20 protein-coding genes are annotated in these 17,141 nt (G+C 25.1%); 2 read left to right on the forward strand and 18 right to left on the reverse strand.

Annotated elements, in window-relative coordinates:
• Positions 1-118: 118 nt before the first annotated feature.
• Positions 119-925, reverse strand: a complete 807-nt coding sequence (locus BN346_RS04425) for a class I SAM-dependent methyltransferase (RefSeq protein WP_034439907.1) — start codon at positions 923-925, stop codon at positions 119-121.
• 483 nt (positions 926-1,408) lie between these two features.
• Complete coding sequence (locus BN346_RS04430) at positions 1,409-3,394, reverse strand: YgiQ family radical SAM protein (protein ID WP_034439909.1); 1,986 nt, start codon at positions 3,392-3,394, stop codon at positions 1,409-1,411.
• A gap of 649 nt (positions 3,395-4,043) precedes the next feature.
• Between BN346_RS04430 and BN346_RS04435 the strand changes: the two genes are divergently transcribed.
• Both BN346_RS04435 and BN346_RS04440 read left to right on the forward strand, forming a co-directional pair.
• A complete protein-coding gene (locus tag BN346_RS04435; RefSeq protein ID WP_034439911.1) occupies positions 4,044-5,864 on the forward strand; it encodes an ATP-binding cassette domain-containing protein in 1,821 nt (606 codons plus the stop codon).
• 169 nt (positions 5,865-6,033) lie between these two features.
• A complete protein-coding gene (locus BN346_RS04440; RefSeq protein WP_158644445.1) occupies positions 6,034-7,668 on the forward strand; it encodes an ABC transporter ATP-binding protein in 1,635 nt (544 codons plus the stop codon).
• 371 nt (positions 7,669-8,039) lie between these two features.
• On the opposite strand, the gene BN346_RS04445 is transcribed toward BN346_RS04440, so the two are convergent.
• The 16 genes from BN346_RS04445 to BN346_RS04510 all read right to left on the reverse strand — a co-directional run bounded on the left by BN346_RS04445 (position 8,040) and on the right by BN346_RS04510 (position 17,060).
• Positions 8,040-8,288, reverse strand: a complete 249-nt coding sequence (locus BN346_RS04445; RefSeq protein WP_242838392.1) for a hypothetical protein — start codon at positions 8,286-8,288, stop codon at positions 8,040-8,042.
• 207 nt (positions 8,289-8,495) lie between these two features.
• A complete protein-coding gene (locus tag BN346_RS04450) occupies positions 8,496-9,152 on the reverse strand; it encodes a class I SAM-dependent methyltransferase (RefSeq protein ID WP_034439913.1) in 657 nt (218 codons plus the stop codon).
• Between the two features lie 8 nt (positions 9,153-9,160).
• Positions 9,161-9,442, reverse strand: a complete 282-nt coding sequence (locus tag BN346_RS04455; protein ID WP_158644450.1) for a GNAT family N-acetyltransferase — start codon at positions 9,440-9,442, stop codon at positions 9,161-9,163.
• The gene (locus tag BN346_RS04460; RefSeq protein WP_034439917.1) at positions 9,423-10,019 is read right to left on the reverse strand and encodes a GNAT family N-acetyltransferase; all 597 of its coding nucleotides are present in this window, start codon (positions 10,017-10,019) and stop codon (positions 9,423-9,425) included. Before BN346_RS04460 ends, BN346_RS04455 begins: the two co-directional genes overlap by 20 nt.
• A gap of 36 nt (positions 10,020-10,055) precedes the next feature.
• Positions 10,056-10,619 (reverse strand): GNAT family N-acetyltransferase, encoded by a 564-nt coding sequence (locus tag BN346_RS04465; protein ID WP_034439918.1) that lies wholly within the window; start codon positions 10,617-10,619, stop codon positions 10,056-10,058.
• Between the two features lie 20 nt (positions 10,620-10,639).
• Positions 10,640-11,539 carry a GNAT family N-acetyltransferase gene (locus BN346_RS04470; RefSeq protein ID WP_034439920.1) on the reverse strand — a complete coding sequence of 300 codons (900 nt, stop codon included), beginning with the start codon at positions 11,537-11,539 and terminating at the stop codon, positions 10,640-10,642.
• A 34-nt stretch (positions 11,540-11,573) separates the two neighbouring features.
• The gene (locus BN346_RS04475) at positions 11,574-12,011 is read right to left on the reverse strand and encodes a GNAT family N-acetyltransferase (protein ID WP_034439922.1); all 438 of its coding nucleotides are present in this window, start codon (positions 12,009-12,011) and stop codon (positions 11,574-11,576) included.
• 68 nt (positions 12,012-12,079) lie between these two features.
• Entirely contained in the window at positions 12,080-12,610 is a 531-nt protein-coding gene (locus BN346_RS04480; protein ID WP_034439925.1) for a GNAT family N-acetyltransferase, read from the reverse strand.
• Between the two features lie 36 nt (positions 12,611-12,646).
• Complete coding sequence (locus tag BN346_RS04485) at positions 12,647-13,144, reverse strand: GNAT family N-acetyltransferase (protein WP_034439927.1); 498 nt, start codon at positions 13,142-13,144, stop codon at positions 12,647-12,649.
• Between the two features lie 19 nt (positions 13,145-13,163).
• The gene (locus tag BN346_RS04490; protein WP_034439928.1) at positions 13,164-13,694 is read right to left on the reverse strand and encodes a 2'-5' RNA ligase family protein; all 531 of its coding nucleotides are present in this window, start codon (positions 13,692-13,694) and stop codon (positions 13,164-13,166) included.
• Between the two features lie 48 nt (positions 13,695-13,742).
• Positions 13,743-14,225, reverse strand: a complete 483-nt coding sequence (locus BN346_RS04495; protein ID WP_034439930.1) for a GNAT family N-acetyltransferase — start codon at positions 14,223-14,225, stop codon at positions 13,743-13,745.
• A gap of 24 nt (positions 14,226-14,249) precedes the next feature.
• Positions 14,250-14,717, reverse strand: a complete 468-nt coding sequence (locus BN346_RS04500) for a GNAT family N-acetyltransferase (protein WP_034439932.1) — start codon at positions 14,715-14,717, stop codon at positions 14,250-14,252.
• 341 nt (positions 14,718-15,058) lie between these two features.
• Complete coding sequence (locus BN346_RS21515) at positions 15,059-15,220, reverse strand: hypothetical protein (RefSeq protein ID WP_158644446.1); 162 nt, start codon at positions 15,218-15,220, stop codon at positions 15,059-15,061.
• Positions 15,221-15,242: 22 nt separating this feature from the next.
• Positions 15,243-15,380, reverse strand: coding sequence for a hypothetical protein (locus BN346_RS21520; RefSeq protein WP_158644447.1), 138 nt, complete (start codon positions 15,378-15,380; stop codon positions 15,243-15,245).
• Positions 15,381-15,858: 478 nt separating this feature from the next.
• Positions 15,859-16,494 carry a chloramphenicol acetyltransferase gene (locus BN346_RS04505; RefSeq protein ID WP_034439934.1) on the reverse strand — a complete coding sequence of 212 codons (636 nt, stop codon included), beginning with the start codon at positions 16,492-16,494 and terminating at the stop codon, positions 15,859-15,861.
• Positions 16,495-16,502: 8 nt separating this feature from the next.
• Entirely contained in the window at positions 16,503-17,060 is a 558-nt protein-coding gene (locus BN346_RS04510) for a nucleotidyltransferase family protein (protein ID WP_034439937.1), read from the reverse strand.
• Between the last annotated feature and the right edge of the window lie 81 nt (positions 17,061-17,141).

The following is a 17,141-nucleotide window of genomic DNA, read 5'->3' on the forward strand; positions in this document are numbered from 1 at the left end:
ATAATATTTCAAATCATTTTTTATTTATTAAAGAACCGGGGATTTAAATCCCCGCTACACTATGACTAATTCTTTAACTGAAATATAAATAATCTAATTTTCATTTTAATATTATAGTCTATTTTTTTACAATTATATTAAGATGTTCAGTACTATCTCTAAATTGTGGAAGTTCACAAGCTTTTATAGCTGCCTCTAAAAAATTATCATAAATATCAGGCATATATCTACACAAATTTTTCATTTGAATATTTAATCCACTTACAAAACTTTCTGCTCCTGCATAAGATAAAATATTAAATTTAGATTTTCTAACTTCATCTAATGCTATTATTGGCGTTGTAAAATAAGTCTTAGTAAAACTCTCTTCTTTAGGGAACTTTAAATCGCCCTTTAAATATCTTCCAAAATGTTCCTTATCAGCAAATACTTCTGGGAACTCACTAACAGCTGGTTTTAAACAACCCCATGTGTTTATATATGCTACTAATGCAACTCCATCTTTTTTTAATATTCTGTAAACTTCACTTAAAACTTTTAACCTTTCTTCTTCATCATGCAAATGATATAAAGGTCCCATAACAAGTATTCCATCAAAGCTCTCATCTTCAAATTCTTCTAACTCCAATGCACTTTTAACATAATATCCTTCTGCACTTAAACCTTCCTCTTCTATTTTCCTCTTTGCAATCTTAAGTTCATTTTTAGATATATCTAATAGTGATACTTTATATCCCTTCTTTAATAATTCCATGGAATATCTTCCTGGGCCAGAACCTATATCTAAAACATGTCCTTCTTTCTTAAAATACTTATCTATTAAATAAACTGTTGATTTAAACTCTACTATTGAATATGGATTGGCAAGTCTTCCCCATTCCATCTCTGCTTCACTATCATAATATTCTCTTACATCATCACTCACAATAATACCCCCTTTTATTTTTATTCTGTAAAAAATTAAAAAGGTATAGCCAAAATCAGCTATACCTTAAAAAAATCATAAAATATCGATATTTATAATACATTAATAACTTTTAAAAGTATTATATACCTATCTTTTTACGAAGAGATATTGCTGATGAATATTTTTCTATATTTATATTATTGTTATTATTAAATTGCCAATTATTATTTAAATATAGTTTCATCATTTTTCCCTCCTAAAAATAAGTATGTATTAATTATAGTTAAAAGTTTACTGTAATTCAATGGTTTAAAATGAATATTTTGTTAATAGTTTGTATCCTGTTTATTTAGTTTACTTTTTTTTATCAATCTTAAACTATGTAAAATTTTAAATTGAATTGTTGACTTAAATTGTTAAAAGAAATTTGAAACCACTCACAAAGTATTCTTCATCATTTTAATAAATTGAAGTTAAATTTTAAATATCACATTTACTATTTTATCTTCTTTTTTTACTTTTTACATTTCCACTTTTCTTACTTTTATTTTTAAAATCATCTTTACCTTTAAATTTACTATCATTAACTTTAGGTTTATTTTTAAATTTCTTTGTATCTAGTTTTTCTTTTTGGGATTTTCCTTTACTATTTGAAGTTCTTTTCTTTCCTTCAAAGTTATTTTCACCTTTTCTAGGTTTTATAAGACACTTAGGTCCAAATCCAATTAAATCTTCTCTTTTTGCTTCAACCAATGCTTCATATACCAATGTATATTTTTTAGGATCTTTATACTGAAGAAGTGCTCTTTGCATAGCCTTTTCATGTTTTGTTTTCGGAACATAAACTTCTTTCATTGTAAGAGGATCTAGTCCTGTATAAAACATAGTAGTTGACAATGTTCCTGGTGTTGGGTAAAAATCTTGAACCTGCTCTGGCATATAATTTATATCTCTTAAATACTCGGCAAGTTTTATTGCTGATTTTATTGTACTACCAGGATGGCTAGACATTAAATATGGCACAACAAACTGTTTTTTTCCTACTTCTTCTGTAGTTTTATAAAATTTATCTATAAACTTATCATAAGTTTTTCCTGCTGGTTTTTGCATATATTTTAAAACCTCAGGACAAATATGTTCAGGTGCAACTTTAAGCTTTCCACTTACATGATGCTCCACAAGTTCTTTAAAGAATTTATCTTCTTTATCTGCCATTATGTAATCGTATCTAAGCCCTGATCTTACAAAAACTTTTTTTACATTAGGCACTTTTCTAACTTTTCTTAATAACTCTAAATACTCAGTATGATCGGCATCTAAATTTTTGCAAGGACTTGGGTATAAGCATTGTCTATTTTTACATGCCCCAAACTTTAATTGCTTTGAACAAGCTGGTCTTCTAAAGTTTGCAGTAGGACCTCCTACGTCATGTATATATCCTTTAAAATCTTCAAGTTTTGTAATTTCTTCTGCTTCTTTTAATATAGACTCTTCACTTCTACTTTGAACAATTCTTCCTTGATGAAATGTTATTGCACAAAATGAACAACTTCCAAAACAGCCTCTTGAACTAACTATGCTAAACTTTACTTCCTCAATAGCATCTATACCACCTAAGCCTTCATACATAGGATGATAATTCTTCGTATATGGAAGATTATAAACTTTATCTAGTTCCTCCCTAGTAAGTGGCATTTCCGGTTTATTTTGAACAACATATTTATTTGCATGTTGCTGAACTATAGGTTTTCCTATTACAGGGTCTTGCTCTTCATATTGAGCCTTAAACGCTTCTGCATATTTAATCTTATCTTTACATATTTCTTTATAAGAAGGGATTAAAACATACTCATCTTTCACATCTTCTAAGTTTTCTACAACATAACAAGTTCCTTTTACATCTCTTATGTTTTTAGCTTCAACTCCATTTTCTAAGTTTCTAGCAACTTCTACAATTTGTTTTTCACTCATACCATAAACAAGCAAATCTGCACCACTATCAATAAGCATTGACTTTCTTACTTTGTCACTCCAATAATCATAATGAGCAAATCTTCTTAAACTAGCTTCTACTCCACCTATTATAACTGAAACATTCTTATATGCTTCTCTAATCTTATTACAGTAAACAATAGTTGCTCTATCTGGTCTTAGACCCATCTTTCCACCTGGTGAATAAAAGTCTTTATCTCTTAACTTTTTACTTACAGTATAGTGATTAACCATAGAATCCATATTACCTGCATTAACTAAAAATCCAAGCCTAGGTTTACCTAGTTTCTTAAAATCTTCTACATCTTTCCACTGTGGTTGTGGTATTACCCCTACTTTATATCCTTCATTTTCTAGTACTCTGCCAATAATTGCAGTACCAAAACTATGATGATCTATATATGCATCTCCTGTAACTATAATAAAATCTAACTCATCCCAGCCTCTTTTTTCCATATCTTCTTTACTAACTGGCAAAAATTTTTCCCTTGTCATCTCATCACCTACTCATTTGTATTAACATTCTATATGTTTCTAAATTCAACTTTAAAATAATTTATTTTTCAATTTTATACTTAATTCACAGTTTATTTTTTTAACCATTTAAAACTTATTAAGAAAATCTATTGAAAAAAGGAGATAAAAATCCCCTCTATAATAATTTATTTGTACTCAAAATGAAATCATTATAATACATCTATAAATCTTAACATTTTAGATTTATTTTAGTCCTATACTTTATTTCTAATTTCATTAAACTTTCTATAAAATCACTATATGATTATACATTATAATTAAATCAAATCATATAAAAATATTTAATTTAATATATATAACACTGTTCATTAAACCTATTTATACTTCAATGTAATAATAAAAATTATCTATTATATAAAATTTAACAATATCTTAAAATCTTTAATTCCAAAAGTTACTTTGAAAAACTAGACTTAAACCATATAGATTTTATAAAAATTTTATGTAAATTTAATTAACTTATGTTAAAATTTAACTTATAACCTTTCTTATTAATATATTTAATTTAAACATTAAATGAGAATAGTGTTAGTAAAGGAAGCAGTAATTATTTAAAATGTTATTCATAAAAATTTGTAATTTTAATAAACAATATGGAGGCGAAAGCATGGAGCTTAATAAAATAGAAAAACATAGTGTTTTAAGTAATATATTCTTTTATTTTAAAATTTGGATTAAAGTTTATCCTCAATATGTTTTACTACTTGTTTTATCAATTCCTTCAGGAGTTATTAGCACCTATAGTGAACTACTTATACCTAAACTTATAATTAATGGAATTGAAAACAATTTAACTATGCAGTCAATTTTAAAGCCACTTTTAATTATTTCACTGTTAATGATAATGACAAACTGTATTTCTAATTTTATTTCATTTAAACTTATGGCAAAAGGAACAATGGCTAAGTCATATTTAAATTCAGATATGATTTTAAAAAAATTATTTAATTTAAATTATGAAAAACTTGTGGACTCTGAAATACAAAATAAAATTGCAAAGGTGAAAGAAATCATTAGTGAGGGTGATAGTGGCACAATGCATCAGTTTGGCAATAATTTAGTTGTATTTTTTACTTCGATTTTTGGAATAATCTTTTTTGCATTCAATATTATAAAAATTGATATAGTTCTTCTTATCATAATAATTTTAACTGCAATTATAAATTCTTTATATGGTCTTTGGGCAAATAAATATCAATTCAAAAACATTTCCATTAAAAGTATTGATTCTAAAAAGACTAATTATATACTTAGTGTCTCTAAAAAACGAGATTTTTTTAAAGATATAAAAATTTATAAAATGGAAAATTGGCTTACAGAAAACTTTAATATCTATAAAAATAATTGGTCAAATTTCGTATTAAAATCTGAAAATGTAAGATTAGGCTCATTGTCTATAAATGCTTTAATGATTTTTATAAGAGATATTTTCTCATATATATATCTTATAAATAAATTATTAACTAACGAAATTAGTATTTCATACTTTGTTTTTATGCTTGGACTTGTGATTGCATTTTCAAATTGGATTAACAATTTGATATCAAAAATTAATGATTTAATATCATTTAGTATAAATATAAATCACATTAGAGATTTTCTTGATTTAAAAGAAGACAACTTCTTTATAGGTGTTTCGCCCAAAATAGAAAATGATGCACCTTCTATTGAATTTAAAAATATAAGTTATAAATATCCAGGAAGTAGTGATTTTATATTTAAAAGTTTCAATTTAAAAATTCCAGCAAAAGAAAAACTTGCAATAGTTGGTATAAATGGCTCTGGGAAAACTACACTTATGCTTTTACTTATGGGACTGCTTGAACCTACTGAAGGAAATATATTAATTGATGGCTATGATTGTAGAAAATTTAATAAATTAGACTATTATAAATTATTTTCACCTGTTTTTCAAGATATAACTATATTTCCCGAATCAATAATTTCCAATATTTCTGGCAGTTTAAGATATGACAAATCTAAAATAGAAAAGGCTATTTATGATAGTGGTATGAATGAATTTATTAGTTCTCTACCTGAAAAAGAAAATACATTTTTATTAAAAACTAGCAAAGAAAATGCAATTGATCTTTCTGGAGGACAAAATCAGAAATTACTTCTTGCTAGATCACTTTATAAAAATGCGAAAATTAATATTCTTGATGAGCCTACAGCAGCCTTAGATCCAATTGCTGAAAGTTATCTTTACGAAAAATACAACTCAATGAGTAAAAATAAAACTTCAATTTTTATCTCTCATAGACTTGCCTCTACAAAATTCTGTGACAGAATCATACTAATGGAACATGGACAAATACTTGAAGAGGGAACTCATGATGAGCTTCTTTTAAAAAATAGTAAATATAAAGAAATGTTTGAAATTCAAAGTCAATACTATAAAGATGGAGGTGTTCATCTTGAAATATAAATTAAAAAGATTTTTTCGATTTTTAAATTATTTTTCAAATTTAGAATCTAAATATTTTCCATGTATTATTTTATTTAATGTTATAAAATCCATAAGACCTTTTATAAATTTATATCTTTCAAAATGTATTATCGATTCACTTTCCATAACCATGTCTTCAAATTATGTTATGAAATATGTATGGTATATGGTTTTTGTAAATTTATTCATGATGTTATCTGAAGGATATTTTCAAAGTAGAAGTAACTACTATGATTTTAAATTAACTAAAAATCATAGTATGATGAAATCAAAAAAATTAATGGACTTAAATTATGACATGTTAGAAAGTGAATACCTTCAAGATACTATTGTAGAACTTAATCATCTTGAAACAAATGGAATATATAACCTTTCGTCATTTGGAAAATCTATTGGTGACTTTATAGGAGGTATACTTGGTTTTTTAATTTCATTTTATTTTTCTTTAGAATTTTTCAAATCAGATTTCACATTTAAAAATATTAATAATACAACAATAAATATTATATTTATTACTATTTTTCTTTTGCTTAATATAATCTCTTTTATTACAGTTTCTAAATTTAATAAAAAAGCTGGAAGTTTTATAACACAAAATACCAAAAAAGTATTTAGATACATTCGCTCATATATGGATATAATTTATGATTACAAATCTGGAAAAGACATAAGGCTATATGATATGGATCTTGCTGAAAATGCTGGTGATGTTTATAGATCAAACATGTATCATGTGTTTTCATATTTTTGGACAAGTTTAGGTAAAGGTAGTACAATATCTAATTTTTTGAATGGAGTACTTTCTGTAATAATTTTTATATTTATAAGTATGAAAGCATTTTATGGATCAATATCTATTGGTGAGATTATGCTTTACATTGGTGCTATAAATAGTATATTTAAAAATGCACTATCAATAATTAAAAGCCTAAGCATCATTATTCCTTCAGATTCTTATAGAGAAAAATTATTTAACTTCATGGATTTAAATACTAATATTGAAACTAAAAAAGTTTTAAATAAAGAAATATATACTAATAAAATTGAAATAGAGTTTAAAAATGTAAGTTTCAAATATCCTGATACTGATAAATATGTGCTAAAAAATATAAATTTAAAGTTTAACTCTGGTAAAAAGTGTGCAATTGTAGGCGTTAATGGTTCTGGAAAAACAACTTTAATAAAACTTATTTTACGACTTTATGAACCAACAGAAGGTAAAATATTACTTAACGGTGAGAATATAAAAAACTATAATTATGATAACTATTTAGATATTTTTTCTGTAGTTTTTCAAGATTTTAAATTATTTTCTCTTACATTAGGAGAAAATGTAGCTGTTTCTAAAAATTATGACTTAAATGAAGTTAAAAATTCATTAATAAAAGTAGGTCTTTCTGAATTTCTAAAGAAAAATGATTTGACTTCTTATCTTTATCGAGAATTTGATGAAAATGGAATTGAAATTTCTGGAGGAGAAGCTCAAAAAATAGCAATGGCCAGAGCCCTATACAAAAAAGGGAAATTTATAATACTTGATGAACCCACCGCTGCATTAGATCCTATTTCAGAATCTAATATATACTCAAAGTTTAATACTATAGTTCAAAATAATACAGCTATATATATTTCACACCGATTATCATCTTGCCGTTTTTGTGATGATATTTGTGTTCTTAATGATGGGGTTGTTGTTCAATATGGATCGCATGAAACTCTTATAGGTGACACTTTAGGAAAATACTATGAACTTTGGACTTCACAAGCTAAATATTATACCTAAAAATATATCGTTTTATATTAAATACTTTATTTTATTTTTATCTCTATTTGAATCAAAACTTTTATATTCCATTTAATTTCTTAATGAAAAATTTAAATAACTTATTCATTGAAAGTTGATTAGAAATTCTTATTGTATTCTTATTTAATTTTCACAAATTAGTTTTTAAATTTTTCATTATGATAATTTCTACATAACAAAAAACTAGGAATCTATAACTCCTAGTTTCACATCTTATCTATATATTAAATATTTTATTAAAATATATTTATAATTCCATTTATATAAACCTATGTTAAGTGAATTTAATGTAAAATTCACTATGTCATGATTTAAAACAAGGCGTAATTATTGCTTTTATTAAACTATTATTAGTTTAATCCTAGCACTCTATTTACCTCCTTGTTAGCTCTAGTAGAAGATTGTATTATCTTTTCATAAAGGTCTTTTCCATTATAACCTTTTTTCATATACTTAGTTTCGTAATACTCAAATGGCATATTAATGTTGTTTTCATTTAAATGTTTAGCTAGTTTCCTGTCTTTCATCATTTTTCTGGCTTGCATTCTATACTTATTTCTTAAAAAATGAGCTTGTTTAGCTTGATCTTTTAGCGACAAAGATCTATCTATCTCATTAATTATATTTTTATCTTGTTTAAGATACCATATTCTTACTTCTACATTGCTTAATTTTTCTATTGATTCTATAGTTTTTATTATATCATTAGCTGTTCTTACCTACTTCTAACCTTTCTTTATTAAAACATATTATCTTTTCATTATATAATATATATTAGTTTTTGTAAAGTAATATGCTCTATTTTTTTATTTATTTGCTTTAATAAAATATCCACCTTTATACCAATTCAAATATTCCAGTTCTACATTCCAGCCTCTTTTTTCATATTCTTCTTTAATTTCCTTTGGTGACAATTTATTTTTAATTCTACTATTTGATTCAATGTACCATCCCATTTGTCTTATTTCTTTTTTTACAATTTTAGTTACATCATCTAAGTATTTATTTGTATCTTCAATAAACATAAATACATCTCTACTGACTAAAAAATCTATACTATTATCTAAAAATTGTTCACTCAAATTACATAGATCTAAGTTAATAAATTTGAATTTTTCACTTCTTACATCTTTCAATTCTTCAGCGCAATCTTCATCTAAATCTATACCATATATTTTTTCTATTGAGTTGTTACTTATCAATCTTCTACTTAAAAATCCACCACCACAGCCTAAATCAATAACATTTCCATAAAGTTTTTCATAATACCCATATATCTTGTTATTATAAAATATTTCAGCACTACTTTTATCTACTACTAACTCACTTCCGCATTTTTCACATTTTAACTTTACTTTAAAATCCGTTTCATCCCAAGGGTGATGTTCATTTTGAAGTATACTACACTGATTACCACAATTACATTTAGTTCCCCATATTAAAAATTTATTATACTCTTCCATCAACACTCTTACTCCTTGTCCATAAATTGTCTTAAAAATTGAGTTTCTTCTATTTTTTCAAATCCCAATGATTTATATAACTTAAAAGCTTTTTGATTCCATTTAACCACACCTAAAACAATAGAGTCATATCCTCTTTCAATACATTTATTTATAGCAAATTTCATAGTTTCTCTTCCGTATCCATTTCCTTGATACTTAGAATTAACCATTACAAAATCTATAATTCCATTTTCCATAAATACACTTGCTATTATTTCATCTTCACTATCAACTGTAATATATATTATCTTTTCTTTTCAAAGTATTTTTTCTATTTTCATCACTAATATCTATGGATTTATATGGAGTAATATCATTTGCTTTTCTAAGCTCATAAAAACATTCTCCACCTAGTTTTTCATATTTTTCAAAATACCTATCTTCATAGTTTTTAAACTCTAAACTTGATTTACTTTGTTTAGTTCCATTATATTTCATATCATAACAAGAAAACCAAGTTTTAAATCCTAGCTTTTTAAAAAACTCTGTGGAATCTTCAATATCTTTTCTAAATGATATAGTTATTAAATTTGCTTTTTCATTTTTTAAATATTCAGATGCTTTTTTATATAATAAACTTGCTATACCACTTTTTCTACTATTTTTTAAAACATATATGTTTATTGACCACTTATTAAATTCTGTAGATGTTTTATTAAGTTCTATAAATCCTTTTATACCATTTTCGTCATAAACAAAAGTAGTGTTGGTTTTATTTTCTAATCTTTTTTGAAATTCTTTAAATTCTTCATCACTTATTAAGCATTCATCTTTTAAAATCCTATTAATTTCATTTAAATCATCATCTATAAACTCTCTTACCATATTAACTCCTATCCATAATATTTAATTTTAAAATAATTACTTTTTAGTATAATATTCATCTTTTAAAAGTGAGTATATACAAGCATCACAAATTCCTTGATTATTTATATCTGCATTTCGCAATGTCCCCTCAAACTTCAATCCACATTTTATCATTACTTTACCTGAATTTTCATTTCTTGGATCATGACGAGATTCTATACGTTTAACACCAACTTCTTCAATTAAAAATGGAATTATTCCATTAAATGCCTCAGTTGTAATCCCCATATGCCACCATTTTTTACCTATGCAGTATCCAACATGAACCATATTAATTTCTTCATTCATATGAACAACATTAATAGTTCCAATAGGCTCTAACTGATTTTCTTTTAATACAATAGCCCATTGATAAAATTTAGGATCAGAATAACTATCAACCCATTGTGTCAAAATATCTTTTGCTATATCTATAGATTTAACAGGCTTCCAAGTTAGAAATTTAGTTACATTTTCATCATTAGCCCAATTACTAAACATAGCACTTGAATCTTCCATATTAAATTTTCGTAATATAAGTCTATCTGTATCTATTTTTACAGTTCCTAAATGATTCATATTGTTTACTCCAATCCATATTACATTTCTAATTTTAAAACACGCATATTACAACTTAGTTTGTAACCTTGTCTTTTTAAACTATTTTCCATAGGAAAGTTATTAACATCAATATCTCCTATAATTTTTTGTATTCCAGCTTCACTTAAGGTTTTACTTCCCATTGTCAATAAATCATCTACATATCCTTTTCCTCTTTCATTCTTCACAACACCTATATAATTTATTGCCCCATATTTATCATTAAACTTTTGTGGAATTATAAGTCCAACTAATTTTTCATTTTTATAAGCTAACTTCCACCATTCCTCATTAAAGTCAATTTCCTTAAGCTCATTAAAATATCTTTGTGCTGCTGCTTCTTTTCCTAGTGTTTTAACATTTTCTATATCATCTCTATCTAATGTATTCTCTGTTACAGCTTCTATAGCTTTTACATATTCTTTTTCGCCAACTTCTTTTAATGTTTTAAAATTTAAACCTTTACTTAAACTTTTAACTTCCCTTATGTTACTTTTATCCCATAGATAGCTATATTTTTCTTGTGTTATTTTAAATCCCACATTTAAAAACATATTTTTATAATTTTTAAACTGTACATTATCTGAGTAAAGATGTGCCTCTACACTATCATATCCCTGACTCTTTACGTCATCTATAACATATTTTAAAAACTTTTCTCTAATATCATCTCTACGTTCGTAAATATTAATTCTTAAAATTTGAAAATTATCATCAAATGATCCCCCAACTATTCTTCCAATGAATTTCCCCTCATCCTCTAAAACATAACACCACTTAAGTTTAACTATATCATCATTAATATCTAATAATAAACTGTCTTTAAAAGCCTCACTATCAACCATACTAATTTTTGAATATTTATCAACTTCATCAATATTTATGCTTCTAATTCTCAAATCATACCCTCCATTTTCAAATATTAATTCTTAATTATATATTTTTTTCCATATAAACTATATTATTTATAGTTTTAAATCCTCTTCTTTCATAAAAGCCTTCTGCTTTATCATCTCTAGTTGTAAATAATGTAATGTTTCTTATATCTTTTTCCTTAAGTCTTTTGGTTAATTCTTCTAAAAGCTTAGATCCTATACCTCTACTTTCCACCTCAGAGTTTGTCCAAAATTCCTTTATATTAAAATTCATTCCATCATAATAAATTTCTTCATTACCAATAATTACACCTAAAAATTCATTATTTTCTGATGCAATTAAACCATAAAATCCTTGTGTATTCATTGTCATACTAAGTCTTTTAAATGCAGTTTCATAAGTCCACTTATCATTCCAAGGCTCTTTATTAAATGCCTTAATATATGAATGAACAACCTTCTCCAAATCTTCTCTTACAAACTCTTTATAATTCATAAATTTCCTCCTAAGTTTTATATATTTAAACTCTTTGATATATACTATAATACAATATTATTTTTCCTTTAAAAAATATTGATTATATCTTTAATATTTTTAAATAAATATTGTATTTCTTTTAACTTCTCATTCCCAATAGTTATTTCTTTTTCATTAACTTTAATTCCACCATTTGATTCATAAAACTTACGACCACCATAATTATCATTTAAAGCCCATAAAGAAACACTTTGCAAATTTAATTTGTTGAAACTTTCTAATATCTTTTTGAATAACATTTTTCCTATACCATTATTTTGATAATCTTTTAAAACATAAAATCCATAAATCTCTGCATTTTTAATCTCAGTGTCTTTCTTTTCATAACCACCTGATATAAAACCAACTATTGTTTCATTTTCCTCTTCAGCTACATAAATTATTCTTAAGCCCATATCATTATCTAACATGCTTTTCCAACTTTTTTCTCTGTTTTCATATGACAATCTTTCTAAATACTCATTGCATATAATATCCTTATATGCACTTTTCCAAGTATCTACATGAACTTTTGCAATTTCTTTAGCATCATTTATTATGGCTTTTCTAATTATCACTTTTATTCCCCTTCCAAAATTAACATTTTTAAATTTTTAATTTACAATTAGGGTTAAAGTTTCTGCCAATGATCCATCATCTATTCTAAAGATACTTTCTGACTTAAATCCATATTTATCCAATATTTTTCTAGATGCTATATTTTTAGGATCTATTATAGCACTGGCTTTTTTTACAGATGTCATCTTTTTACATCTATTTAATAAAACCCTTACAATTTCTGTTCCATATCCATTTCTCCAATATTGTGGTAATAATAAATATTCTAGTTCAACTTCATCTAAAGATTCATTAATATTAAGTGAACAAATACCAATAAACTCCTCAGTATTATTTATAAAAACTTTGAAACTTCCTAATTCATTATACTTTAAACTATTTTTAAGTATACCTTTATAACATTTTTTTGCTTCCTCTAAAGTGAATACTCTTCCATAATTCATTACCATTACATCTTCATTAAAAAACACTTGAGAAAAATACTTAAAATCATCTTCTGAAAAAACTTTTTTTAAAATTAATTCATTATCCATAGAAATACCTCATTTCTATTTATTTCATGAACTTAAAAACTTTAACTTCTCTCATTGGATAAAACTCATACAATCCAAGAGACACTATTTTACCTTTAAACGGCTCAAAATTTTTATTTATTATAGGTAATGATTTTAAAATTTTTTCTTCATTATCATCAATAATAATAGTAGCATGTGGAACCCAGCTTTTAGATTTAACTGTATACTTAAACCCAACTTCACCACATTTATCTTCATACTTTTCATGAACTTTACAATGTAAATCTATTAAATCCTCTGAAACTTGTGGTGCTAAAAATGCAACTTCTAGAGAAAATAGACCCATATGATTAAAATTTATTTCCACCTTACTATTTTCACTACAAATCTTTTCTATATAATCACAAAGTTCTTTTTCTTCTACACCTTCATATGCTGCTAATGTTATATGTGGTGTTAAACTTGTGTCACTTAATCCATTTTTCTTCAATTCATCATTTATTAATTTAAATTTTTTGTTTGTATCTTCATCAAACATAGCAATTAAACATATAAACTTTTCTTCCATAATTATTCGACGTCCCTTCATAAACATTAGTTATTAATTAGAATATAATTATTCTAAAATCATAACATCAAAATCTCTTTGTATATTACCTTCAACCTTTTTAAATGAATTAATTTTTTTAAATCCAATTTTTTTATACATTCCTATAGCTCGTTTATTAAATGATGCTACTGTTAAACGAAATTTCTTTGCACTTAATTGATTAGTTGCAAATTCTATAGCTTCTATTAAAAATCTACTTCCTAGTCCCTTTCCACACATATCAGGTCTAAGTCCTAAGCCAATATCAACACATTCTTCATCATAAATTCCTAATTTGTTCCCCCCTGGAACTTGAGCTGCCTTTCCTAAACAAAAATATCCTAAAATTTCGTCATCTTCATCTAAAAATGAAAAATATAAGTCATTTACAAATTCATCTATACAACTTTGTTTTCCCTCAATGTTATATATTTCATATGGCTTTTCATAAATCCATTCTGAAATTTTTTTTGCTTCCTCATTATTTACTTTTCCTAAATGCAATGCCATAAAATCTCCTCCAAAATATATATTTTAAATTAAAATTCTTTTTGCTACTTCTTCCTTAGTAATACTTAATTCATTTTGTCTATGATAAAATTGTTGCGCTTCATTATTAGATGCTGTAAATAAATAAAAACTAGATACACCTTTAGATTTAAAATAATCTTCTGCTCCCCTTAAAAGCTTTTTCCCTATACCCATGCAACGATTATCCTTTAATGTATATATCCAATCTACATAACCTGTTTTATTAAAATCTACTAATGTAAAATTAATAGATATATCACATCTACCTACAATTTTATCTTTATATTTAGCAACTATTATTTTTGTATTTTCCATATCATCAATCTTTAACATTTTTAATTTATTAATGTAATCTTCTTCATTAAAATTCCATCCCCAGATATCTTTCTCAGTTTCTCTTGCTTCCTTTTCAAAGTTGCATAAAGCCTCAATATCATACTCTTTACACACAGTTATTTCTACATCTTTCATAACTTGTCCTCCTTTTTTATTAAAGTTATAAAAATAACATAATATTATCTCACCTTAAAGTATTCTATGAAAAGAAAATCAAGATATTCTCCTATCTTGATTTTCTAAATTTAAAACAATCTCTTACGATACAGATTGTTTTGATATCCTAAATTTTTACTCCCTAAAATCGTTTTTTGTGTTACTCCCTAATTTCTAATCAAATTACTCCCTAAATTTAAATAGCTTTGAATTAAATTAAAATGTTTCACGTTTCAATTAGTATATTTTTTGTACATTTTATACTAACTCTATTTTCTAATTTTATTATAAGTTTCATAACTTCTAATCCCCTCTCAAATTTACTTTATTGCATTTTGTTCAATTTTAAATTGTGTTAATTCATTAATTCTGCTTTTATAATTGCCTCTTAAATTATCTTCTTTAGAATTCCAAATCTCGAATTCTTTTTCATATTCATTGTCTGCAATTATATTAGAATTAATACTTATGCTTAAATACATTTTATTGCCGCTCCTTGTAATATTACATTGGTTTAGTTAATACATTCATCATCATTGCTTCTTTAGAGTATTTCTTTTTATTTAATATTTGTTCTCTACTTTTGTAGCTTTCGATGTATTGTTTGTATTCTTTTTTTGCTTGATTTAAATTATCTTTCATTTCTTTCACCTTTTCTTTCTTTTTCTAATGTTCTTTTACTAAATTCATTTTACTTATTTTTGTTAATTTGTAACTTTGCTTTTGTCTGTCACTCCCTTCTGAAAGTAGATTTTATAGCATATAAAATTATTACTAACTAAATATCTATATAAATACTTGACTATTTTAATTTTTTTATACTTAATTGCATAAAAAAAGCATAGCCATTCAGCTATGCTCTATTATCAACATACTTAATATATATACTTACTTATAAATTATATACTATAAATATTTTTACTTAGAGATAGAACTGATGATTTATTTTTCTCATTATTAAATTGTATTCTTTTAACTGTTATATTTGTTTTAATCATTATTCCTAACTCCTTTCAAAAATTTTATATATTTTACTTACATTTATTAGTTTATATCTTTCCATTTTACATGTCAACCATTTTATGTTAATAAACTGTTAATTTTTTGAATACTTTTTATTTTATAAATTATCCTTTGGATTATTTAATATTTCCTCAATTCTTTCAAAATATCTTCCAATATGTATTCCATCAACTACTGCATGATGAGCTTGTACTGATAATGGCATTTTTAAAGAACCATTTTCTTTAAAATATTTTCCCCAAGCAATTCTTGGAATACTATCAACTGGACTCATATCTATTGGATGGCTCATACTTGTAAATGATACCCATGGAATACTAGTCATAAATATACAATTATCACTAACTTCATCATCTTCAAGCTCTACTACATTTTTCTTCTTCTCAATTTCATTAAGTCCATTTAATACAAACTCATTAAAATTATATGTAAATTTAGTAGAACAGAAATTAAATACATCATCTTGTCCCATAATTGTGAAAGATGGATTTACAGTTTCATGTTCAACTACAGAATTTCCTCTTATTCTATACTTAAATTCCTTAATTTCATTTGCTACCTTAGATACTACATAAACAAATGAAATAAAAAATGGTTTTTCTTTCTCTTTTATATATTCATAAAACTTTGTTATATCAACATTAGCACAAACATTTACATGTGGATAATCCATATTTTTATAAAGTTCAAATTGTTTTCTTCTATTCCAAGTTTCTAAATCTAATTCTTTCATATATATTACTATTTCCTTTCAAGTAAGTTAATTATTTCTTTTTTTATATTATTAGGAATATCTCTTTTCAAGTTTCTTTCAAATAAATTTTTATGTTGTATTTCATTTTTACTAAAATATTCTTTTATTATGGGTATTCTTCCTTTTGGATCTTTCATTAATGCATAACAAACAAACCAATCCTCTAATGAAGTTACATTAACACAAGTTTCATTTACATTCATTTTATCTACTACAGCTTCATCATCTAATAAAAAGTTATATTCTTTTTCATCATCAGTAACTATAGTAAAATCCGCCATAAACTCAATGTTAATACCGTTAATAACGTATCCAAAAAATTCTTTAGTTCTAAAACTAGCTTTATACTCTAAATTTAATCTCTCATATTTTAAATCCATAATATCTTTTACTTTTGAGGCATCTTTAAAATTTATTAATATATCTATATCCTTAGGCTTATCCCATATTCCATTATTATAAAGCACTAAAGAACCACCTACTGCCCATAGTATATTCAAAGAATTTAGTACATCACTTACCTCTTTTAATACATCAAAATACATTTACTCCACCTCTTTTTTCTACACATTTATACAAATTATGTACACTTTATAAGTATAACCTTTTTTAACCTAAAAGTTAAG

Origin of the sequence: Clostridium ihumii AP5, from assembly GCF_000612845.1 — a bacterium.
Classification (GTDB): Bacteria; Bacillota; Clostridia; order Clostridiales; family Clostridiaceae; genus Clostridium_J; species Clostridium_J ihumii.